The sequence below is a fragment of the Actinoplanes sp. NPDC024001 genome (assembly GCF_040638955.1).
Classification (GTDB): Bacteria; Actinomycetota; Actinomycetes; order Mycobacteriales; family Micromonosporaceae; genus Actinoplanes.
The window spans coordinates 56,640-76,851 of the sequence record NZ_JBEZZB010000003.1 but is presented as its reverse complement, the minus strand read 5'-3'; the positions used below and the strand labels follow the sequence as shown (position 1 = coordinate 76,851).

Annotated in this window: 20 protein-coding genes; 10 read left to right on the top strand and 10 right to left on the bottom strand. The window is 71.4% G+C overall.

Annotation, left to right across the window (positions count from 1 at the left end; genetic code table 11):
- Positions 1-37: 37 nt before the first annotated feature.
- Genes AB0F81_RS02550 through AB0F81_RS02540 form a run of 3 tightly spaced genes read left to right on the top strand, consistent with a single transcriptional unit; the run spans position 38 to position 4,881 of the window.
- Complete coding sequence (locus tag AB0F81_RS02550; protein ID WP_360189722.1) at positions 38-3,082, top strand: DEAD/DEAH box helicase; 3,045 nt, start codon at positions 38-40, stop codon at positions 3,080-3,082.
- Positions 3,082-3,903, top strand: coding sequence for an SWIM zinc finger family protein (locus AB0F81_RS02545; RefSeq protein WP_360189719.1), 822 nt, complete (start codon positions 3,082-3,084; stop codon positions 3,901-3,903). The genes AB0F81_RS02550 and AB0F81_RS02545 overlap by 1 nt, the downstream gene beginning before the upstream one ends.
- 21 nt (positions 3,904-3,924) lie before the next feature.
- Positions 3,925-4,881, top strand: coding sequence for an aldo/keto reductase (locus AB0F81_RS02540; protein WP_360189716.1), 957 nt, complete (start codon positions 3,925-3,927; stop codon positions 4,879-4,881).
- A 53-nt stretch (positions 4,882-4,934) separates the two neighbouring features.
- Here AB0F81_RS02540 and AB0F81_RS02535 read toward each other — a convergent pair whose 3' ends face one another.
- The 4 genes from AB0F81_RS02535 to AB0F81_RS02520 all read right to left on the bottom strand — a co-directional run bounded on the left by AB0F81_RS02535 (position 4,935) and on the right by AB0F81_RS02520 (position 9,213).
- Positions 4,935-6,473 carry a hypothetical protein gene (locus AB0F81_RS02535; protein WP_360189714.1) on the bottom strand — a complete coding sequence of 513 codons (1,539 nt, stop codon included), beginning with the start codon at positions 6,471-6,473 and terminating at the stop codon, positions 4,935-4,937.
- A 61-nt stretch (positions 6,474-6,534) separates the two neighbouring features.
- A complete protein-coding gene (locus AB0F81_RS02530) occupies positions 6,535-7,386 on the bottom strand; it encodes a menaquinone biosynthesis protein (RefSeq protein ID WP_360189711.1) in 852 nt (283 codons plus the stop codon).
- On the bottom strand, positions 7,383-8,603 hold the full coding sequence (locus tag AB0F81_RS02525; RefSeq protein ID WP_360189708.1) for an MFS transporter: 1,221 nt from the start codon (positions 8,601-8,603) through the stop codon (positions 7,383-7,385). Before AB0F81_RS02525 ends, AB0F81_RS02530 begins: the two co-directional genes overlap by 4 nt.
- Before the next feature lie 40 nt (positions 8,604-8,643).
- Positions 8,644-9,213, bottom strand: coding sequence for a helix-turn-helix domain-containing protein (locus AB0F81_RS02520; RefSeq protein ID WP_360189706.1), 570 nt, complete (start codon positions 9,211-9,213; stop codon positions 8,644-8,646).
- Between the two features lie 227 nt (positions 9,214-9,440).
- Here AB0F81_RS02520 and AB0F81_RS02515 point away from each other — a divergent pair, with 227 nt between their 5' ends.
- The gene (locus AB0F81_RS02515) at positions 9,441-11,447 is read left to right on the top strand and encodes an AAA family ATPase (RefSeq protein WP_360189703.1); all 2,007 of its coding nucleotides are present in this window, start codon (positions 9,441-9,443) and stop codon (positions 11,445-11,447) included.
- Positions 11,447-12,313: an LLM class flavin-dependent oxidoreductase gene (locus tag AB0F81_RS02510; RefSeq protein WP_360189700.1), complete on the top strand. Its 867-nt coding sequence runs from the start codon at positions 11,447-11,449 to the stop codon at positions 12,311-12,313. Before AB0F81_RS02515 ends, AB0F81_RS02510 begins: the two co-directional genes overlap by 1 nt.
- Positions 12,314-12,322: 9 nt before the next feature.
- Here AB0F81_RS02510 and AB0F81_RS02505 read toward each other — a convergent pair whose 3' ends face one another.
- Complete coding sequence (locus AB0F81_RS02505) at positions 12,323-12,790, bottom strand: GNAT family N-acetyltransferase (RefSeq protein WP_360189697.1); 468 nt, start codon at positions 12,788-12,790, stop codon at positions 12,323-12,325.
- A 53-nt stretch (positions 12,791-12,843) separates the two neighbouring features.
- Here AB0F81_RS02505 and AB0F81_RS02500 point away from each other — a divergent pair, with 53 nt between their 5' ends.
- The 5 genes from AB0F81_RS02500 to AB0F81_RS02480 are packed head-to-tail and all read left to right on the top strand — an operon-like array spanning position 12,844 to position 16,228.
- Positions 12,844-13,476, top strand: coding sequence for a transporter (locus AB0F81_RS02500; RefSeq protein ID WP_360189694.1), 633 nt, complete (start codon positions 12,844-12,846; stop codon positions 13,474-13,476).
- A complete protein-coding gene (locus tag AB0F81_RS02495; RefSeq protein WP_360189692.1) occupies positions 13,473-13,790 on the top strand; it encodes a transcriptional regulator in 318 nt (105 codons plus the stop codon). The genes AB0F81_RS02500 and AB0F81_RS02495 overlap by 4 nt, the downstream gene beginning before the upstream one ends.
- Positions 13,787-14,665 (top strand): ABC transporter ATP-binding protein, encoded by an 879-nt coding sequence (locus AB0F81_RS02490; RefSeq protein ID WP_360189689.1) that lies wholly within the window; start codon positions 13,787-13,789, stop codon positions 14,663-14,665. Before AB0F81_RS02495 ends, AB0F81_RS02490 begins: the two co-directional genes overlap by 4 nt.
- 11 nt (positions 14,666-14,676) lie before the next feature.
- Positions 14,677-15,417, top strand: a complete 741-nt coding sequence (locus tag AB0F81_RS02485; protein WP_360189686.1) for an ABC transporter permease — start codon at positions 14,677-14,679, stop codon at positions 15,415-15,417.
- Between the two features lie 52 nt (positions 15,418-15,469).
- Complete coding sequence (locus tag AB0F81_RS02480) at positions 15,470-16,228, top strand: VOC family protein (RefSeq protein WP_360189683.1); 759 nt, start codon at positions 15,470-15,472, stop codon at positions 16,226-16,228.
- A 43-nt stretch (positions 16,229-16,271) separates the two neighbouring features.
- Here the strand turns inward: AB0F81_RS02480 and fliQ are convergent, their stop codons facing one another.
- The 5 genes from fliQ to AB0F81_RS02455 form a co-directional block, all read right to left on the bottom strand.
- A complete protein-coding gene (gene fliQ, locus AB0F81_RS02475; protein WP_360189680.1) occupies positions 16,272-16,541 on the bottom strand; it encodes a flagellar biosynthesis protein FliQ in 270 nt (89 codons plus the stop codon).
- A gap of 63 nt (positions 16,542-16,604) precedes the next feature.
- A complete protein-coding gene (locus tag AB0F81_RS02470; protein WP_360189677.1) occupies positions 16,605-17,372 on the bottom strand; it encodes an ABC transporter ATP-binding protein in 768 nt (255 codons plus the stop codon).
- Positions 17,369-18,610 (bottom strand): iron ABC transporter permease, encoded by a 1,242-nt coding sequence (locus AB0F81_RS02465; RefSeq protein WP_360189675.1) that lies wholly within the window; start codon positions 18,608-18,610, stop codon positions 17,369-17,371. Before AB0F81_RS02465 ends, AB0F81_RS02470 begins: the two co-directional genes overlap by 4 nt.
- The gene (locus tag AB0F81_RS02460) at positions 18,607-19,533 is read right to left on the bottom strand and encodes an ABC transporter substrate-binding protein (RefSeq protein WP_360189672.1); all 927 of its coding nucleotides are present in this window, start codon (positions 19,531-19,533) and stop codon (positions 18,607-18,609) included. The genes AB0F81_RS02465 and AB0F81_RS02460 overlap by 4 nt, the downstream gene beginning before the upstream one ends.
- A gap of 345 nt (positions 19,534-19,878) precedes the next feature.
- Positions 19,879-20,211 (bottom strand): DUF4229 domain-containing protein, encoded by a 333-nt coding sequence (locus tag AB0F81_RS02455; protein ID WP_360189670.1) that lies wholly within the window; start codon positions 20,209-20,211, stop codon positions 19,879-19,881.
- Between the last annotated feature and the right edge of the window lies 1 nt (position 20,212).

The window sequence follows — 20,212 nt, the reverse complement described above, 5'->3', positions numbered from 1 at the left end:
CGGCGGCTAGTCTCGACAGGTCGTTCAGGGGGTGGAAGTGCTCGTCGTTCATGGCGGCTGGGTTCCGGGCAGGGGCCGGCCGGGCCGGCTGGTGCTCTGGGCCGAGGACCCGGAGTTGCCGTTGACCACCACCTCGCGGGCGAAATCCCGGCCGCATCCGTTCGCCGCTTCCGCCGAAGCCCTCCTCGAGGCGATCGGCGGCGAGTTCGCGGAGGCCGATGCAAACTCAGCCGATCGGCGCCGGCTTCCCAGCGGGTCCGGCTTGGTTCACCTTCCCGGTACGGCACGCGGACCGCTCCCCTCACCCGAGACCGGGGCCGAGGCGCCCACCCGGGGCATCCGGCTGAGCGCCTGGACCGTTCCCCTGCTCTCGGTGCCGGGGCACGCCGCCGCGGCGGTGCTGGGCACGCTGGCCGAGCCGGACCCGTCCGCACCCTGGGTCGCCGGCTCGTCGCTGCGCTATCTGGCCCTGCTCGCCGGCTATGCCTGCGACCTGGCCCGGCGCGGCCGGATGCTGCCCCAGCTGGTCGTCGAGGACGGCGTCCCCACCGCGCGCTGGCGCCCGGTGCTGACCGGGGCCGACGCGGCCACCTACCGGGACTTCGCGGCCGGGATGCCGCCGGTGGTCCGCGCGCTGGACACGCCGGACGGGCATCCGCTGGGGCGGACCGTGCGGGACGCGCTGGACACGCTGCTCGACGGCGCGGCCCGCCAGGTGCTGCCGGACCGGCTCATGGTCGGCCAGCGCCCCGGCCCGAAAGCGGCACTGCCGGACCGCTGGGTCGCCGCTCTCACCGCGGCGGATCCGGCCCTGCCCGGCGCCGCCGCCGACGACGTCCGTGAGCTGCGCCAGGCGCTCGACGACTGGATGCGTGCCGCCAACGAGGCGAACGGCCCGATCCGGGTCAGCTTCCGGCTGATCGAGCCGGAGCCCGGCGAGGACGGCTGGGGCCTGGAGTTCGCCGTGCAGTCGGCCGAGGATCCGAGCCTCTACCTGCCGGCCGCGGACCTGTGGGAGGGCGAGCGTTTCCCCGGCCTGCCCCGGCGCCCGGACGAGACCCTGCTGGCCGGGCTGGGCCGGGCGGTCCGGCTCTTCCCGCTGCTGCACGTGGCCCTGCTCGAGCAGCGCCCGGCCGCGATGGAGCTGAGCACCGGCGAGGCGTACGAATTCCTTCGCCAGGTCGCGCCGCTGCTGCAGGCGGCTGGCTTCGGCGTGCAGCTGCCGTCGTGGGCCGGCCGCAAGGCGGTCGGGCTCAAGCTCACCACCCGCTCCAAGTCGAAGGGCCCGGCGTCCCGCGCGGTCGCCGACTCCGGTTTCGGCCTGAACGAGCTGGTCGACTTCCGGCTCGACCTGGTGATCGGCGACGGTGCGGTGAGCGCCGACGAGCTGGCCGAGCTGGCCCGGCTCAAGGTGCCGCTGGTCCGGGTCCGCGGTCAGTGGGTGGAGCTGGACGACCGCCAGCTGAAGGCGGCGCTCAAGGCGGTGAGCCGGCGCCGGGAGGGTGAGCTGACCGCCGCCGAGGTGCTCCAGCAGGTGGTCGACGGCGGCGAGGAGGACCTTCCGCTGGTCGAGGTGGACGCCGACGGCATGCTCGGCGATCTGCTGTCGGGCCAGGCCGCCGACCGGCTGACGCCGCTGCCCACCCCGGCGGGGTTCCAGGGCACGCTGCGGCCGTACCAGGAGCGGGGTCTTTCCTGGCTGCACTTCCTCAGCCGGCTCGGGCTGGGCGGGATCCTCGCCGACGACATGGGTCTCGGCAAGACGGCGCAGACCCTGTCGCTGCTGCTGACCGAGGGCACCACCGGCGAGAAGACCCTGCTGATCTGCCCGATGTCGCTGGTCAGCAACTGGCAGAAGGAGGCCGCCCGGTTCGCGCCGGCGCTGCGCGTCTACGTGCACCACGGTGGCACCCGGCAGCGCGGCGAGGATTTCGACGCCGCGGTCGCCGGCGCCGATCTGGTCCTCACCACGTACGGAACTGCGCTCCGTGATCTTGAGACGTTACGCAGGGTCACCTGGGGCCGGGTGGCGTGCGACGAGGCCCAGGCGATCAAGAACAGCGGCACCCGGCAGTCCCAGGCGGTCCGCGCCATCCCGGCCCGGACCCGGCTGGCGCTCACCGGCACCCCGGTCGAGAACCACCTGGCCGAGCTCTGGTCCATCATGGACTTCTGCAACCCGGGGCTGCTCGGTCCGGCGAAACGGTTCCGCCGCCGCTTCCAGGAGCCGATCGAGGTCCGGCAGGACGCCGACGCGACCGCCGCGCTGAAACGGGCGACCGGGCCGTTCGTGCTGCGCCGCCTCAAGACCGACAAGAGCATCATCTCGGACCTTCCGGAGAAGAACGAGATGAAGGTGTGGTGCTCGCTCACCCCCGAGCAGGCCACCCTCTACCAGGCGGTGGTCGAGGACATGATGTCCGAGATCGAGAGCAGCGAGGGCATCCAGCGCCGCGGCAACGTGCTCGCCGCGATGATGAAGCTCAAGCAGGTCTGCAACCATCCTGCGCACCTGCTCAAGGACGGTTCCCGGCTGCCCGGCCGCTCCGGCAAGCTGGCCCGTCTGGAGGAGCTGGCCGACGAGATCGTCGAGGACGGCGACAAGGCCCTGGTCTTCACCCAGTACGCGGAGTGGGGTTCGCTGCTGCAGCCCTATCTCGCCGCCCACCTCGACCGGCCGGTGCTGTGGCTCCACGGTGGACTGAGCAAGGCACGGCGCGACGAGCTGGTCGAGCGTTTCCAGACCGAGAACGAGCCGATGCTGTTCCTGCTCTCGTTGAAGGCAGCCGGAACCGGCCTCAACCTCACCGCCGCGAATCACGTCGTCCACTTCGACCGGTGGTGGAATCCGGCGGTCGAGGATCAGGCCACCGACCGCGCTTTCCGCATTGGACAGTCGCGCAACGTGCAGGTGCGCAAGTTCATCTGCACCGGCACGCTGGAGGAGAAGATCGACGCGATGATCGAGCGGAAAAAGGCGCTGGCCTCGTCGGTCGTCGGCACCGGCGAGCAGTGGATCACCGATTTGAGCACGGATCAGCTGCGCGAGCTGTTCTCCCTCGATCCCGCGGCGGTGAGCTGATGGCGCAGCGCTTCTTCGAGTCCGGGCGTCCGATCGAAGTGGACGGTGGGCTCGCCGTGCGGTCGAAACGCGGCAAGATCGGCGAGCAGTGGTGGTCACGCCGGTTCGTCGACGTCCTGGAAGACATCTGCGATGCGGGGCGCCTCGCCCGCGGCCGGAACTACGCCCGAAAAGGCCAGGTGATGGACTTCTCCCTGGCGCCGGGCAGGGTCGAGGCCCGGGTCCAGGGCTCCCGTCCGACTCCCTACCACGTCACGATCACCATTTCGGCGTACGACGAGGCACTGTGGACGGAGATCACCGAACAGCTCGGCGCCCGCGCTCTCTACCGGGCCGCGCTGCTCGCCGGCGAGATGCCGCACGAGATCGTCGACCTGTTCACCGAACTCGGCGCACCGCTCTTCCCGTCCGAACTGGACATTCACTGCTCCTGCCCGGACTGGGGCGTCCCCTGCAAGCACGGCTCCGCGGCGCTCTACGTGCTGGCCGAGGCCTTCGACGACGACCCGTTCCTGGTGCTGGCCTGGCGTGGCCGCAGCCGCGACGAACTGCTCGATGCGCTGCGCGGCACGCCGGAGCCGGGCGACGAGGCCGTGGTCGATCCGCTCGCGGTTCCGGACGAGCCGCTGGACACCCGCCTGGCCGACTTCTACAGCCCGGCGATCAGCCTCGGGCGGCTGCGGGAGCGTCCGCCGCGCAACACCGCGCCTCCCGAGCTGCTGCTGCGGGCCCTCGACCCGCCACCGGTGAAGATCCGGCACGTCCCACTCGTCGACATTCTCCGCAGCACCTACCGCGACCTGGGCAAGACCGAGGAGTGAGCGGAGACATAGGGTCGGAACATGAGTGAGATGAGCTACCGCCGCCTGGGCGACTCGGGCCTCGTGGTGTCCGTGGTCGGCATCGGCTGCAACAACTTCGGTCGCAAACTCGACGCCGAAGGCACCCGCGAGGTCGTCGACGCCGCGCTGGACGCCGGCATCACACTTTTCGACACCGCCGACATCTACGGCACCCCGCACGGCACCTCGGAGGAGCTGCTCGGCGCCGCGCTCAAGGGCCGGCGTGACGAGGTCGTGCTGGCCACCAAGTTCGGCATGAACATGGAGGGCCTCAACGGCCGCGACTTCGGCGCCCGCGGTTCCCGGCGCTACGTCGTCCGGGCGGTCGAGGCGTCGCTGCGCCGGCTGGAGACCGATTACATCGACCTCTACCAGATGCACGAGCCGGACCCGGCCACCCCGATCGACGAGACCCTGGCCGCGCTGGACGACCTGGTCCGCTCCGGCAAGGTGCGCTACCTGGGCAACTCCAACTTCGCCGGCTGGCAGATCGCCGACGCGGACTGGACCGCCCGGACCAGCGGGCTGACCCGCTTCATCAGCGCGCAGAACCGCTACAGCCTGCTGCACCGCGAGGTGGAGACCGAGGTGGTCCCGGCGTGCGAGCAGTTCGGCCTCGGGCTGCTGCCGTTCTTCCCGCTCGACTCCGGCCTGCTCACCGGCAAGTACCGGCGCGGCGAGCAGCCGTCCGCCGGCACCCGGATGGCGCAGGACCGCTACCGGTCGTGGCTGGACGACGCCGACTGGGACACCATCGAGGCGCTCACCGCGTTCGGCCGGGAGCGCGGGCACAGCCTGCTGGACGTGGCGATCGCCGGCCTGGCCGCCCGTCCCGCGGTGACCAGCGTGATCGCCGGAGCCACCAGCGCCGAGCAGGTGCAGGCCAACGTGGCGGCGGCGTCCTGGGAGCTCAGCGCGGCCGACGTCGCCGCGCTGGACGAGCTGCTGGGCAGCTGAGACGACTCGGGGCCAGGTGCGCTCACGCGCACCTGGCCCCGGTCATACGACGGTCACTCGACGACGGTGACGATCCGGCGGCGACGCGCCATCCGGTACGCGAGAAGCCCCGCCACCAGCAGCACCGCTCCCCCGCCCGCGACCAGCCCGGCCGGCGCGCCGGTGATCGGCAGCCCACCGCCCGATCCGCCGCCGGTCAGCTCGACGGTGAGGGCGGCCTTGTCGTTGCCGCTCTTCGAGTCCTGCACCCCGCCGTGGACGGTGACCCGGCCGGCCTTCTGCTCACCCTCGTCGACCTCGACGATCTCGCCGGTGAAGCCGAACAGGTCCTGCTCACCCTTGCCGACGCTCTCCAGCACCAGGCAGACCCAGTCCCGGCCGGTGAACGGCACCGTGGTGCCGTAGTCGATGTCGGTGGGTGAGGTGCCCGGCATGCACCGCCCGTCGGCCTCGCTCACCAGGATCCCGGCGGGCAGCCGGACCTGGACGTAGAGCAGGCCCTCGGGGCTCATCAGCGGCATCGGGACGGTGCCGGTCGGACCGTGGTTGCGCAGGCCGACCTTCACGGTGCTGGTGTCGCCGATCGCGCCGGTGAAGGCCCCGCCGACGGCGGCGCTGTCCGCGGACGACTTGGGCACCGAGACGGTGAAGTCGGTGAGGTTGTCGTCCGGGTTGAGGTCCTCGGCCTCCTTCGGCTCCTCCGCGGCGGTGCTGAGCGCCTCCAGTTTCAGCTCCGCGCCCTTGGCGGCGGCGCTCTTCGCGGCGAAGTCGAGCACGAACTTGTCGGTCAGCCCGACCGCCGCGACGAAGACCGGGTAGTCGTAGGGGCCGGGGGCGTCTGCCGGAACCTTGATCCGCAGCGGGCTCGACTCGGGCAGGGCGAAGGTGCCGCCGCCCGCGACCGGCTCGTTGAAGACGCACATCAGGCCGCCGAACTCCGGGTCGGCCTGGCAGTTGCGGTATTTCAGCACCGGCTCCACGCCACCGGCGACCGGCAGGACCAGCAGGCCGAGCGCCTCGATGGCCTGGTTGCCGACGTTGCTGACGGTGAACGGCACGTCCGCGGTCTGGCCCCGGCCCAGCTTCAGGTCTTTGATGTCGCCCATCTCCAGGTCGACACCACCCTTGGTGGTCCGCACCACGGTGATCGAGGTCTCGTCGCTCTCCCCGCCGGGGATGCTGGTGGACAGGTCCAGCATCGTCGCCGGGGAGGCCCCGGCGGGCGCCGCCGGCTTCAGCGTGAACGTCATGCTGCGCTGCTCACCCGGCTTGAAGTCGGCCAGCTCGCACTTCGTGGCCTGGCATCCGGCCGGCGCGGTGAATCCGAGGTCCGCGGCGACCGGCTTTCCGGCCGTGCCGAAATGGAGGACGGCGTTCTTGACGACCCGATTGCTGAAGTTGAAAAGGTCGAATTTAACCGTCTTCGATTGACCGTTGATGACGGTCACCGTCTCCGGGCCCAGAACGCCGATGATCGACAGTTCGAGTTCGTCAGGATCGGCAGCCTCGGCGGGCATGGCCAGGCCGGTCAGCGCGAGGCTTCCGGCGACGGCGGGCACGGCGAGACGGCGGAACAAAGCGCGCAGACGCATGGTCACCGACTTCGGGAATGCGGGAAAGTCCGAGGATCGTAAGGCCCGCCCACCCGGAAGATCAAACGTCGGCGAAAAGCAGGCCCGCAGCGGGCAACGGGGGCACTTCACCCCGATCAGCAGCACGGCGGGCGAATTCCCGCACCCCGGCCACCTGCCGCTCACCCAGCGAGAAGTCCAGCGCCCGGAAATAGTTGGCGAGGGTGGCCGCGTCGAACGGCTCCCACCGGGCGGCGGCCTCCGCGACCTCGTCGAGCTCGCCGAGGCAGAGGTCACGGGAGCGCTGGAACGCCTCGTGCACGTCCTTGACCAGGCCGGGGTGGGCGGCGGCGAACTCCTTGCGGACCGCCCAGACGGCGAACACCATCGGCAGGCCGGTCCACTCCTTCCAGGCCTCGGCCAGGTCGATCACCAGCAGCCCGCGGGCCGGCGCCTCATACATCGCCCGCAGCGCGGGGTCGCCGATGAGCACACCGGCGTCGGCCTCCTGCAGCATCTGGGACAGGTCGGGTGGGCAGCGGAAATACTCGGGCTCCGCGCCGTACCTCTCCGCAAGGAGCATCTGCGCGAGCAGCACGCCGGTCCGCGAGGTGGAACCGAGCGCGACCGGCCGCCCGTCGAGCTCGGCCGCAGGCCGGGTCGAGATCAGATTGACCGAGAGGACCGGGCCGTCGCTGCCGACCGCCAGGTCGGGCAGCAGCAGGAGCTCGTCGGCGTGCCGCAGGTACTCCACCAGGGTGATCGGCCCGATGTCCAGATCGCCCGCGACGAGGGCGGCGCTGAGCCGCTCCGGGGTGTCCTTGTGCAGATCGACGTCGAGCAGAGCGCCCGAGCGCATCAGACCCCAGTAGATCGGGAGGCAGTTGAGGAACTGGATGTGCCCGACCCGGGGCCGACGGACGCTGTCGCTCATCCTGCGACGTTATCCAGGATCTCCCCGCGATGGCCGGTCGGCGGCGTCACGGGTGGCTCACGTCGCACCAGCGGCACGCAGGCGAGCGCGGCCAGCAGGCCCATCGCACCGGCGCCCGCGACCAGCACCCGCGGCTCGAACTGCTCGGCCAGCGGACCGGCCACGATCAGGCCGAACAACCCGGCGCCCTGCACCGCCGCGCCGTAGACCGAGAACGCCCGCCCGTGCGCCTCGGCCGGCACCCGGCTCGCGATCGTCACCGTGGTGCAGACGTTGAGCGCGCCGTTCGCGATGCCACCGACGATCCAGAGCGGGATCAGCCACCCGGCCGCCGATGCGGTCGCGGCGGCGACCACGGCCAGGCAGGAGCCGGTGAGCAGCACCAGAACCATCCGAACGGAGATCAGCCGGCGCGGGACCCGCGCGAAGCCCAGCCCGCCGATCAGCATCCCGACCGCCCAGGACGCCATCACGAAGCCGTAGACCGTGGTGGAGGCGCCGAGCGTCTCGCGGATGAAGAACACCTCGAAGACGTTGATCGCGTTCACCCCGGCGACGACCGCCGCGACCGCGACCGTCATCACCATGAGCTCCCGGTCGGCGCGCAGGCGGAAGGTCACGTCATCGACCTGCGGCGCGGGCTTGTTGCCGCGCCGGGTGCGGATCAGCAGGCCGACCGCCACCAGCGCGAGATAGCTGGCAGCGTCCAGCAGCAACGGCACGCGGGCGCCCATCTGCCCGACCAGGACCCCGGCCAGGGCCGGGGCGATCAGCATGCCGACCAGCCCGGCGGTCTGCACGAGGCCGCTCGCCCTGGCCAGGTCGGCGCTGCGCACCATCCCCGGCAGCAGGGCGGAGAGCGTCGGCTGCGTGACGGCGAGGCCGCAGGAGAGCAGCGCGACCAGCGCCACGATCAACACCGGCTGGGTGACGAAGGCGAGCGCCAGGCACACGGCGGCCTGGGCGAGACCCACGACCACCAGCAGCGTACGGCTGTCCGCCCGGTCCACGAGCCGCCCGGCGGGTGCCGCGAGCAGGGTGATCGGAAGGCTGGCCGCCACGAGCAGTCCGGACACCGCAAACCCGCCGTGGCCGGCCTCCTGGAGCACCAGGGCGAGCGTGGTGGCGGCCAGCAGGTCTCCGCAGACCGAGATCGCCCGTCCGGCGGCGGCGAGCCGGACGTCCGCCCAGCGCGACTCAGCAGATGTGAAGGACATACTTCGAAAGTATTCCTTCACATCTGCTGAGGCAAGCCCCTCAGACCTTCGGGAAAGCCGCGTACTGCACGACGACCTCGCGCGAACCCTCCGGCGCCGTCCCCCGCCGCTCCCGCATCCGGTAGGGCTCCATCAGCGCCCGCACCTGCTGGCTGATCGCGGCCAGCTCCTCGGCCGTGACCAGCAGATGCTGCCCCATCATCGCGGCCGACTCCCGCCACTCCTGCGGCTCGTGCGCCTGCCGGCCGACCCAGTCCCGCAGGCGGTTCTGGTCACGGGTCAGATAGAGGTCGATCAGCGCCCGCTCCGCCGCCACCGCCTCCGGCTGCTCCACGTCACTCTCGATCCACAGGCTGGCGTTGGCGCTGCGCCACAGCCGCTCCCGCCCGTCACCCCGGCTGGGCGCCTGCTCGACCAGCCCGTACTTGGCGAGCTCGCGCAGGTGATAGCTGGTTGCGCTGGGCGAGAGCCCGACCAGCTCGGCACACTCGGTCGCCGTCACCGCCGCCCCGGTCGAACTCAGATGCTCCACGATCTCGATCCGCGCCGGATGCGCCAGCGCCCGCATCGTCCGCGCATCGGAGACCCGCCCCTGCGACAGCTCACTCATGCCCTCATTGTTTCCGGGCGGCGCGGGCACAGCAGCATCGGATCAGCGGGGCCGGCCGCGGCGGCGATAAATCGGTGGCGGACCGATGGGGGCTTCCGTAGCGTGGAGGGCCGCTTGACGGCCGTGGTGAGCATGCACCGCAGCGGACGTCCCCGCGCCGAGGGCGGCCGACCCGCCTTTCGGATACGCGAGCAAGCAGCCGTGATCAGCCTTGTTGGGGATGACCCGTGCCCGCTTCTGACCTGGACACCGAACTCACCGCCGAACGTCGCCACCTCACCGAGTCCCGGGCCGCGCTGCGCCGGATGCGCGACCGGGCCGAGTCGCTCTTCGCCACCGGCGACAAGGTGGCCGGTGACGCCTACACCGCCGAACAACTGGGCCGGCACATGGCCCGCCGGGTCAAGGAGCTGGCCGACGACCCGGACACGCCGCTCTTCTTCGGGCGCCTCGACATCGAGGAGTCCGCCTACCACGTCGGGCGCCGGCACGTCACCGACGACGCCGGTGAGCCGATGGTGCTGGACTGGCGGGCGCCGCTGTCGCGCAGCTTCTACCGGGCCAGCGTCCGGGACCCGCAGGGCGTCGCCACCCGGCGCCGGTTCGGGTTCGTCAAGGGCGAGCTGACCAGCTTCGAGGACGAGCACCTGGACCGCGGCGAGGAGCTGGGGACGAAGAGCCGGATCCTGACCGCCGAGATCGAGCGGCCCCGCGTCGGGCCGATGCGGGACATCGTCGCCACCATCCAGCCGGAGCAGGACGAGCTGGTCCGGGCCGAGCTGGCCGACTCGATCTGCGTGCAGGGCGCGCCCGGCACCGGGAAGACCGCGGTCGGCCTGCACCGCGCCGCCTATCTGCTCTACCTGCACCGGGAGCGGTTGCGCCGCTCGGGGGTGCTGATCGTCGGGCCGAACACGGCTTTCCTGTCGTACATCTCGGCGGTGCTGCCGACCCTCGGCGAGGTCGAGGTGCAGCAGTCCACCCTGGACGAGATGATCAGCCGGGTGCCGGTCCGGGCCGTCGACACGGCGGCGGCGACAGCGATCAAACATGACGTACGCATGGCCGACGTGCTCCGCAAGGCGCTGTGGGGCCGGCTGCGCAAACCCACCGAACCGATCATGGTGTCCGACGGGTCGTACCGATGGCGGATCGACACCGAGCCGCTGCGCCGGATCGTCGACGAGGCCCGCCGCGAGGGCCTGCCCTATGCGGTCGGCCGGGAGCGGGTCCTGGCCCGTGTGGTCGGCCTGTTGCAGCGCCAGTCGGAGTACCGCACCGGCAACTCGCCGAGCGACCCGTGGCTGCGCAGGATGAGCAAGGTCGCCCCGGTGACCGCGTTCCTGGAGGAGAGCTGGCCGGCCGTCACGCCGGAGGCCCTGGTGGTGAGCGTGCTCACCGACCCCTCGGTGGCCGACGGCATCCTCACCGAGGCGGAACAGGAGGCGATCCGCTGGGTGAAGCCGCCGAAGACGGTGAAGTCCGCGAAGTTCAGCACGGCCGATCTGCTGCTGCTCGACGAGGCGGCCGGGCTGCTGGAGCGAGAGACCAGTTTCGGTCACGTCGTCGTCGACGAGGCGCAGGATCTGTCCCCCATGCAGGCGCGGGCCCTGGCCCGGCGCAGCGAGCACGGGTCGGTCACGCTCCTCGGTGACCTGGCCCAGGGCACCGCGCCGTGGGCCACCACCGACTGGCGGGAGATCCTCGGTCATCTCGGTAAGCCGGACGCTTCGGTCGTACCGTTGACGGTCGGTTTTCGCGTACCGGAAGCGGTGGTGACCCTGGCCAACCGCCTGCTGCCGGCGCTCGGCGTGAACGTGCCGGAGGCCGTGTCGCTGCGCCGCGACGGCGATCTCGCCGTCGTCGAGGTGCCCGAGCCGGACGACCTGGACGCCCGGACCCTGGCCGAGGTGACCGCCGCGCTGGGACATGAGGGTTCGGTCGCGGTGATCGCGGCGGACGCCGCGGTCGAGCGGCTGCGCTCGCATCTCACCGCGGCCGGCATCGAGCACGCGACGCCCGACGACGTCGACTCCGAAGCGCGGGTCACGGTGGTGCCCGCCACGGTCGTCAAGGGCCTGGAGTACGACCATGTCATCGTCCACGAGCCGGCCGACATCGTGGCCGCCGAACCGAAGGGCCTGAACCGCCTCTACGTGGTGCTCACCCGAGCCGTGACCAGGCTTTCCGTTCTGCACGCCCGGCCGCTGCCTGAACCGCTTAAGATCGCTTGATGCCCCGTATCGGAGTGATGTTCGACCGCGACATTTCCCCTGAAGAGCTTCCCGGTTTCGCCCGGGCGCTGGAGCTGGCCGGCGCCGACGACCTGTGGGTGGTGGAGGACCTGGGCTGGAACGGCGGCGTCAGCGCCGCCGCGATCGCCCTGGCCGCGACCTCCCGGCTGCGGGTCGGCATCGGCATCGCGCCGGCCCCGCTGCGCAGCCCCGCGCTGTACGCGATGGAGATCGCCACTCTGGCCCGGGTCCATCCCGGCCGGGTGGTGGCCGGTCTCGGGCACGGCGTGGCCGAGTGGATGCGCCAGGTCGGCGTCGCTCCGAAATCAGCGCTGGCCATGCTGGAGGAGACCGTGACCGCGGTCCGCCGGCTGCTGCGCGGCGAGACCGTCAGCGTCGACGGCCGGGAGATCCACCTCGACGGGATCCGCCTGGTGCACCCGCCGCGGGTGGTCCCGCCGGTCGTCACCGGTGTGGTGCGCCCACGGTCGCTGGAGCTGTCCGGCCGGTCCGCGGACGGCACCATCCTGGTCGAGGGCCTGAGCCCGGCCCAGCTCACCGAGTCGATCGGCCACATCCGCCGCGGCGGCGCGGCCGAGGACCACGAGGTGATCGGCTTCACCTTCCTGCACATCGACGACGACGCAGAGCGCGCCGCGGCGACCAGCCGCGAGGCGCTAGCCGGTCAGGCGGGCTTCCTGGGTGTGTCCCCGGAGGAGGTGTTCGCCCTGGTCGGCCCGGCCTCGGAGGTCCCGGCGAAGGTGCGCACGCTGACCGACGCCGGGGTGAACACGGTGGTGCTGCGCCCCTTCGGCCCGGACCCGCTCGGCCAGGTGCGCGCGGCCCTCACCGCCCTGGGCCACTGACCCAACCGGTTATCCACAGCCGGGCTCGCCAGGCTGTGGATAACCGGTGGCGGGCGGGAGCGGCTTCACCCAGCGGGACCACTCCGGCTGCCGGCCGTATCCCTGGGCGGCCCAGATGCCGTGTGCCGCCTCGTTCTCGTCGAGGACCATGGCGTCGGCGCGCGTACCCCCGAAGTCGGTGAAGCGGCCCTCGGCCGCGGCGATCAGCCGGCCGCCGATGCCCTCGCGGCGCCGCCACGGGGCCACCGCGAGCCGGTAGAGATGGCAGCGCCAGCCGTCCCACCCGGCGATCACCGTGCCGACGATCTCGTCGCCGTCGACCGCCAGGATCAGCGCCCCCGGGTCTCGCCGGTGCAGCGCCTCGACAGCCGCCGTGGTGTCCGCCGGCCGGCTGTCGTTCTCCGCCGCCACCTGCCAGAACGCCAGGACCGCGGCAAGCTCGTCCGCTCTCGCCGCTCGATAGATCAGATCTGCCACGTCGCCAACTTTATGGCACAAAGTTCTTTGACTTTGCGCTGTAAAGTCGAAAGATGGCATCGATCAACGACGAATCCTCCTTTGAGGATCCGGCCGAGGCGCTGCGCCTGATCGAGCGTGAGCGGGCCAACCTCGAGCGCGAGCTGACCCCCGACCCCCGGTGGATGTACTGGCCGTGGGGCCTCGCCTGGCTGATCGGGTCGGGCCTGCTCTTCCTGCGCTACGGCCCGGACGGCCGGGTCCTCGCCGACGTGCCCGCCTGGCTGCCCCCGACGGTCCAGGCCGGCTCGGTGATCATCGCCGGGATCATCACCGGCGTCGTCGGTTTCCGTTCCGGCCGGCAGGTCGCCGGCCCGACCAGCCGGCAGGCCGCGATGTACGGTTTTGCCTGGTCGATCAGCTTCACCGCGCTCTCCGTCATCTTCGCGCGGCTCAGCCAGGTGCCCCCGGAGGAGACGCTGGGCATCCTCTGGGGCGGCGGCATGGTCGCGCTGGTCGGCGCTCTCTACATGGCCGGCGCCGCGGTCTGGAACGACCGGGACATGTTCGTGCTCGGCGCCTGGATCAGCGGTGTCAACGTCATCGGTGTCCTCCTCGGACCGGGCTGGCACGCGCTCGTCATCGCCGTCGCCGGTGGCGGCGGGCTGCTGGTCGCCGGGCTGGTCGGCTGGTTGCGGTGGCGATGAGCGACGAGACACTGCCGGACCTCGACCCGGTCATCCACGCCCAGGCCCGCCTGCGGGTGGTCTCCGCGCTCTCCCAGCTCAACGAGCCGGACCGGATCGCCTTCCCCCGGCTGCAGGAGATCCTGCGGATGACCGCCGGCAACCTCTCGGTCCACCTCCGCAAGCTCGAGGACGCCGGCTATGTCGAGGTCACCAAGACCCACCGCGGCCGCACCCCGGCCACGCTGGTCCGGCTCACCCGGCGCGGCCGGTTCGCCTTCGAGGAGTACGTCACCGCACTGCGCAGCCTGCTTCCCCCGGGAGGGACCCCATGATTCAGGCACGTGCCGAGAACGTCACCCGCCGCTACGGCAACACCCTCGCACTCGACGGCGTCGACCTGCGGGTGCGTGCCGGTGAGCTGGTCGGCCTGCTCGGGCCCAACGGCGCGGGCAAGAGCACCCTGGTCAACCTCCTGATCGGCATTCGCCGGCCGACATCGGGGCGGGTCGAGCTCTGCGGCGGCGACCCGCGCGACGCGGCCAGCCGGCGCACGCTCGGCGTCACCCCGCAGGAGACCGGCCTGCCCGCCTCGCTTCGCGTCGGCGAGGTCATCGATTTCGTACGAGCGCACTACCCGAATCCGCTGACCAGGGACGAGTTGCTGGAGCGGTTCGGCCTGACCGGCCTGGTCCGGCGGCAGACCGGTGGCCTGTCCGGCGGTCAGCGGCGCCGCCTCGCGGTTGCGCTGGCGTTCACCGGCCGCCCCGAGATCGTGTTCCTCGACGAGCCGACCACCGGCCTGGACGTCGAGGCCCGCCGCGCCCTGTGGGACGGTGTGCGCGCCTTCCACGCCGAGGGCGGCACCGTCGTGCTGACCAGCCACTATCTGGAGGAGATCGAGGCACTGGCCCAACGGGTGGTGGTGCTGGCGAACGGCCGGGTGCTCGCCGACGACAGCGTGACCGCGGTGCGCGGACTGGTCGGGATGCGCCGGGTCAGCCTGACGTCAGCCGTACCGTTGCCTGATCTTGAAGGTCTGGTGAGTGTGGAGCGTGCCGATGATCGCCTGCATCTGCTCACCGCGGACGCGGACCGGCTGGTCCGCGCGCTGGTCGCGCATGACGTGCCGTTCCGTGACCTGGAGGTGCGCCCCACCTCGCTCGAGGAGGCCTTCCTGGCCCTGACCCGCACGCCGGCTGCAACCTGATCGGAGCCGTCATGTCGTCGCTCGCCCTGACCCACGCCAAGTTCCAGATCATCGAGTTGTTCCGGATCCCGATCGCGGTCATCGGCAGCGCGTTCTGGCCGGCCGCGTCGATGCTCGCCTTCGTGGTGCCGTTCGTCGGTCACGAGCCGGTCTACGCGACCTATGCGACCGCGTCGATGGTGACGTTCGCGGTGATGAGCACCAACCTCTTCCAGTACGGCATCGGCGTCTCGGAGGACCGCGCGCAACCGTGGGATCCGTTCGTGCGCACCCTGCCGGCCGGCGCGGCGCCCCGGTTCGCCGGCCGCATCCTGACCGGCCTGGCGATGATGGCCGTGGCCCTGGCCCCGGTCGTCGTGATCGCCACCTTCTTCACCGAGGCGAGCGTCTCCGCGCCCGCCTTCCTCGCGGCGGTCCTGGCGACGGCAGCGATCTCGATCCCCTTCATCCTGATGGGCCTCGCCATCGGCTATTCGCTGCCGCAGAAGGCCGCGATCGTCGTCGCGCAGGTGCTGTTCCTGCCGCTGGCGTTCGGCGGTGGGCTGATGACGCCGCCCGGCGGCGCACCCGGGTTCGTCGAGGACCTCGCGCCCTATCTGCCGACCGGCGGCGCGGTGCGGCTGATGTGGGCGGCGGTCGGTGACTATCCGCTCGAACCCGGCTCGCTGCTGGCCCTGATCGCGTGGACCGGATTGTTCGGCGCGCTGGCGGTGTGGGCCTACCGGAGGGACGAGGGTCGCCGGTTCGGCTAGAACAATGACAGTTTCATTCAGTGACAGGCATGGGAATGCAACGATGCGACGCATGACCGTTCCGTTGCCCGGCGTGCCGAACTGGGTGGATCTGGCCACCGCCGATCTCGAGGACGCGATCCGTTTCTACACCGCCCTGTTCGGCTGGACCGCCGAGATCTCCGGCGACGACTTCGGTGGGTACACGACGTTTCTGCTCAGCGGCCTGCCGGTCGCCGGCGCCGGACCGCTGTTCGGCGAGGGGCAGCCGACCGCCTGGAGCACCTATGTGGCCGCCGACGACGCCGACGCGGTCGCCGCCCGGGTGGCGGTCGCCGGTGGAAAGGTGCTGGTCCCGCCCTTCGACGTGATGGACCAGGGGCGGATGGCCGCGTTCCTGGACCCGGCCGGCGCGCCGTTCAGCGTGTGGGAAGCCGGGATGATGCGCGGCGCCGAGGTCTTCGACCTGCCCGGCGCGCTCACCTGGGCCGAGCTGAACACCCGTGATCTGGAGGGGGCCAAGGGGTTCTACGGCACGGTGTTCGGCTGGACGTTTCGCGACACCCAGGTCGGCGGCCTGCCCTATGTGATCTGCGACCGCGACCATGCCCCGGTCGCCGGATTCCAGCCGATGATCGGCAGCGCCTGGCCGGATGATCAGCCGCCGTACTGGCTGGTGTACTTCGCGGTCGGCGACTGCGACATCGCATCGGATCACGCGTGCGCGCTGGGCGGGCGGATCGTCAGCCCGCCGACCACGATCGCGGTGGGCCGCTATGCGGTGCTGGAGGATCCGCAGGGCGCCACGTTCGCGATCCTCGCCGGGGCGTAACGGGAAAAGGCCGCCCAGTGGGCGGCCTTTTGCTTTCCGGCGCTCATCCGAGCAGCGTGGGCAGCTTTTCGAACAGCTGCGTCGTGTACGTCATCATCTCCCGCAACATCCAGTTTCCGGTGAGCAGCAACGCCGCACCGATCGCCACCGCCTTCGGGACGAACGAGAGCGTCGCCTCCTGGATCTGGGTCACCGACTGGAACAGCGAGATCGCGAATCCGACCGCCAGAGCGGTCAGCAGCACCGGCGCCGACAGCTTCGCCGCGATGCTCATGGCCTGCAGTCCGAGCTCCACCACCATCGTGTCCGTCATGCCCTTCCGTTCGGGCCTTTTCCGGATCCTCGGAGTGCAGACCGGTTGCCGTTCGGGTTCGCTCTAAAGTCGGACCGCGACCACCAGCGGTCCATGATCACCTTCGATGACGCGGACCTTCACCCGGTAGTGCTCGGCCAGGTTCGCCTCGGTGAGCACCTCGGTCGGGGCGCCGGCGGCGACCACCCGGCCACCGGCGAGCAGGACCATGCGGTCGGCGTACTCGCCGGCGGTGGAGAGATCGTGCATGGTGGCGAGGACCGTCAGGCCGCGTTCCGCGCGCAGCCGGTCGACGAGTTCCAGCACCTCCTGCTGGTGGCCGATGTCCAGCGCGCTGGTCGGCTCGTCGAGCAGCAGGATGCCGGCGCCCTGCGCGAGCGCCCGGGCCAGGAACACCCGCTGCCGCTCCCCGCCGGAGAGCGTGTCCAGGCGGCGGCCGGCGAACGGCGTCAGGTCCAGGGCGGCCAGGACCTCGTCGACCACCTCCAGGTCGGCGGCCGACTCACGGCCCAGCGGCGGGATGTACGGCGTACGGCCCAGCAGCACGTAGTCGAAGACCCGCATCGCCGGCGGAACCACCGGCGACTGCATCACGGTGGCGATCGCCTTCGCCCGTTCCCGCCGCGGCATCCGATCCACCGGGGTGCCGTGCAGCAGGATCGAACCGTCGAACGGCAGCAGCCCGCCGATCGCCCGCAGCGCCGTCGACTTGCCGGCGCCGTTCGGACCGATCACGGTCACCCACTCGCCGTCCGCCACGTCCAGGTCGACACCGTCGACGATCAGGGTGCCGTCGAGCCGCACCGTCAGCCCCTCGACCCGGATCGTCATGTCGGCACCGCCCGGCTGGTCCGCATCACCAGGATGAAGAAGGGCGCCCCGAGGAACGCGGTGACCACGCCGATCGGGATCTCCGCGTCGCCGCCGGCGGTCCGCGCCAGCAGGTCGGTCAACACCAGGAAAGCGGCGCCGAACAGCAACGACAGCGGCAGCAGCGACCGGTAGCTGGGCCCGGTCAGCAGCCGGATCGTGTGCGGCACGATGATCCCCACGAAGCCGATCAGCCCGGACACCGACACCGCGGCCGCGGTGCCCAGCGACGCCGCGATGATCAGCAGGTAGCGGCTCCGCTGCGGATGCAGGCCCAGGCTGATCGCCTCCGCGTCACCGACGGTCAGCACGTCCAGCTCGCGGCGCCGGGTCAGCACGATCGCGGCGGTGATCACCGCGTACGGCAGGATCACCAGCACGTCGTGCCAGCCGGCGGTGGCCAGCCGGCCGAGCAGCCACGAATAGACCTCGCGCAGCGACTCCACGTCCCGTTGCAGCAGATATGTCTGCGCCGCGGAGAGGAACGCCGACACCGCGACACCCGCCAGGATCAGCGTCGCCGTCGACCGGCCCCGGCCGCCCGCGGCACCGAGCAGACCGGTCAGCAGCACCGCCAGGATCGCGCCGGCGAACGCCGCCACCGGCACGCCGATCGGCAACTCGGCCGTGGACCCGGCCCGCAGCACGATCACCACGGTCACGCCGAGCCCGGCGCCGGCCGCCACACCGATCAGATGCGGGTCGGCCAGCGGGTTGCGGAACGCACCCTGATACGCGGCGCCGGCCAGGGCCAGCATCGCGCCGACCAGGAGGCCCAGCACCACCCGCGGCAGCCGTAGCTGGAGCAGGATCGAGGCTTCCCGTTCGGTGAGGCCGCTGTCCAGCCGTACCCCGGGAAGCAGGTTGAGGACCTCCGCCGCGACGCCGGCGGGGGGCAGTGAGACCGAGCCGAAGGCGAGGCCGGCGAGCGTCGCGAGCAGCACCGCCAGGATGCCGGCGGCGAGCCAGGCCGGCCGCAGGCCGGCGCGCCTCGGCCGCCTGCTGCTCCCCCGCGCGCCACTGCTCAAAGCATTGGTCACGGCGGCACTGCTCCGCGCCGCACCGGCCTCGGCCGCGCCGCTCTCCGCCGCGCCGGTCTTGGCCGCGCCACCTTCCGCCGCGCCGGTCTTGGCCGCGCCGCCTTCCGCCGCGCCGGTCTTGGCCGCATCGCCCTCCGCCGCGCCGCGGCGAAGGATCATGCCGGGATCCCGCTCACCGCGTCGGCGACGGCCTGCACAAGATCAACCGTGCGGGGACCCCAGCGCGACGCGATGTCGTCGTCGAGCGGGTAGATCTGCCCCTTCTGCACCGCGGTCACCGACGCCCAGCCGTCACGCGCCTTGACCGTCGCGGCGGACTGCTGGCAGCACTTGGTGTCGGCCAGGAACACCGTGTCCGGGTTCGCCTTGACCAGGGCCTCCTGCGCCATCTGCGGATATCCGCCGAGGGCGCCGTCCGGATCGGCGCTGTCCGCGACGTTGGTCATGCCGAACAGCGAGAACACCGAGCCGATGTAGGTCTTCGAGGTGGCCGTGTAAAGGTCCGGGCTGAGCTCGTGGAAGTAGCTGAGCGGCTTGCTCCGGGCCGGCACCGACTTGACGATCCCGTCGATCTTCGCAGCCATCTCGGCGTTGACCTTCTCCGCCTCGGCCTGGTGCCCGGTGAGCGTGCCGATCTCCCGGATCTCCCGGTAGGTGTCCTCCAGCGTGGCCGCCGCCGGCGTCAGATACACCGGAATCTTGAGTTTGCCCAGCTGAGCCACGATGTTGTCGGTGTCGTTGGAGAGCAGCACCAGGTCCGGGTCCTTCGCCGCGATCGCCTCAGCGTTCGGCTTGAACCCGGAGAGGTCGGTCTTGGGCGCCTCCGCCGGATAGTTCGACTGGTCGTCGACGGCGGTGACCTGCGCCCCCGCGCCGACCGCGAAGAGCATCTCGGTGGCGGTCGGGCTCAACGACACGATCTTCTCCGGCCGGGCATCCAGGGTCACGGTTCCCACCGTGACCGGGTACGCCGAACCGGCCCCGCCGCTGGAAGTGCTGGTGCTCGGTTCCTGGTTGTCCCCGGCACAGCCACCGGTCAGCAGAGCGGTGGCCAGCACCGCGGCGGTGAGCAGACGTTTCACGATTCCTCCTGTCGGCCGGGCATGTGGTGCTTCGCCGACAGGGGCCACTCTCGGCCCGCCGCCCGCGAGGCGCCCCTCCCCGAGAGCGCTTTATCGCGACCGACGCCCAGGCGACCTGGCTAGACCTCACGATCGGAGGGATCACAGTTGCGGGACAGCTCCGGTTTCACACCGGCTTCGCTGCGGCGCGGTCCTTGAAACGCTAACCCACGGCCGTCGGGTTCCCTCACCCGAGTAGCACGATCCGCACCTCAACGTCCCCCTGCAGAGCCCGCAAGACCTGCAAACCTCCACCGCTCCGGAGCAGCGGCGGTTGGAGGCCGCGCGGGGAGACGGGCCTGCGGGTCAGGCGCGGCCCTTCAAGGTCTGGTCGGGGGTGGCTGCCGGCTCGTCGGCGTCGGCTGCCGTGACGCGGTCGCCGGCGGCGGCTGCTGACTCGTCGCCGGCGAGGGCGGAGCGGAGGCGCTCCTTCTCGGCGGCGCGGCGGGAGGCGATCGAGCCGAGCTGCTCGGCCATCTCGTCGCGCCACTTGCGCAGCACGAGGAAGGAGAGGGCAGCTGAGGCGACGAAGGCGACCATCAGCTTGACCAGTGGGTTCAGCGGAACGGGCAGGAGCGCGGTGAAGGCGGCCGCGAACAGGCCCAGACGGCCCAGCGTGTACTTGACGGCGGCGCTCATG

What these genes read in the sequence shown, in the direction of transcription:
- AB0F81_RS02545 (WP_360189719.1), top strand. Translation starts at nt 3,082, where the DNA reads ATGGCGCAGCGCTTCTTCGAGTCCGGGCGTCCGATCGAAGTGGACGGT.
- AB0F81_RS02540 (WP_360189716.1), top strand. Translation starts at nt 3,925, where the DNA reads ATGAGTGAGATGAGCTACCGCCGCCTGGGCGACTCGGGCCTCGTGGTG.
- AB0F81_RS02535 (WP_360189714.1), bottom strand. Translation starts at nt 6,473, where the DNA reads ATGCGTCTGCGCGCTTTGTTCCGCCGTCTCGCCGTGCCCGCCGTCGCC.
- AB0F81_RS02530 (WP_360189711.1), bottom strand. Translation starts at nt 7,386, where the DNA reads ATGAGCGACAGCGTCCGTCGGCCCCGGGTCGGGCACATCCAGTTCCTC.
- AB0F81_RS02525 (WP_360189708.1), bottom strand. Translation starts at nt 8,603, where the DNA reads ATGTCCTTCACATCTGCTGAGTCGCGCTGGGCGGACGTCCGGCTCGCC.
- AB0F81_RS02520 (WP_360189706.1), bottom strand. Translation starts at nt 9,213, where the DNA reads ATGAGTGAGCTGTCGCAGGGGCGGGTCTCCGATGCGCGGACGATGCGG.
- AB0F81_RS02510 (WP_360189700.1), top strand. Translation starts at nt 11,447, where the DNA reads ATGCCCCGTATCGGAGTGATGTTCGACCGCGACATTTCCCCTGAAGAG.
- AB0F81_RS02500 (WP_360189694.1), top strand. Translation starts at nt 12,844, where the DNA reads ATGGCATCGATCAACGACGAATCCTCCTTTGAGGATCCGGCCGAGGCG.
- AB0F81_RS02495 (WP_360189692.1), top strand. Translation starts at nt 13,473, where the DNA reads ATGAGCGACGAGACACTGCCGGACCTCGACCCGGTCATCCACGCCCAG.
- AB0F81_RS02490 (WP_360189689.1), top strand. Translation starts at nt 13,787, where the DNA reads ATGATTCAGGCACGTGCCGAGAACGTCACCCGCCGCTACGGCAACACC.
- AB0F81_RS02485 (WP_360189686.1), top strand. Translation starts at nt 14,677, where the DNA reads ATGTCGTCGCTCGCCCTGACCCACGCCAAGTTCCAGATCATCGAGTTG.
- AB0F81_RS02480 (WP_360189683.1), top strand. Translation starts at nt 15,470, where the DNA reads ATGACCGTTCCGTTGCCCGGCGTGCCGAACTGGGTGGATCTGGCCACC.
- fliQ (WP_360189680.1), bottom strand. Translation starts at nt 16,541, where the DNA reads ATGACGGACACGATGGTGGTGGAGCTCGGACTGCAGGCCATGAGCATC.
- AB0F81_RS02470 (WP_360189677.1), bottom strand. Translation starts at nt 17,372, where the DNA reads ATGACGATCCGGGTCGAGGGGCTGACGGTGCGGCTCGACGGCACCCTG.
- AB0F81_RS02465 (WP_360189675.1), bottom strand. Translation starts at nt 18,610, where the DNA reads ATGATCCTTCGCCGCGGCGCGGCGGAGGGCGATGCGGCCAAGACCGGC.
- AB0F81_RS02455 (WP_360189670.1), bottom strand. Translation starts at nt 20,211, where the DNA reads ATGAGCGCCGCCGTCAAGTACACGCTGGGCCGTCTGGGCCTGTTCGCG.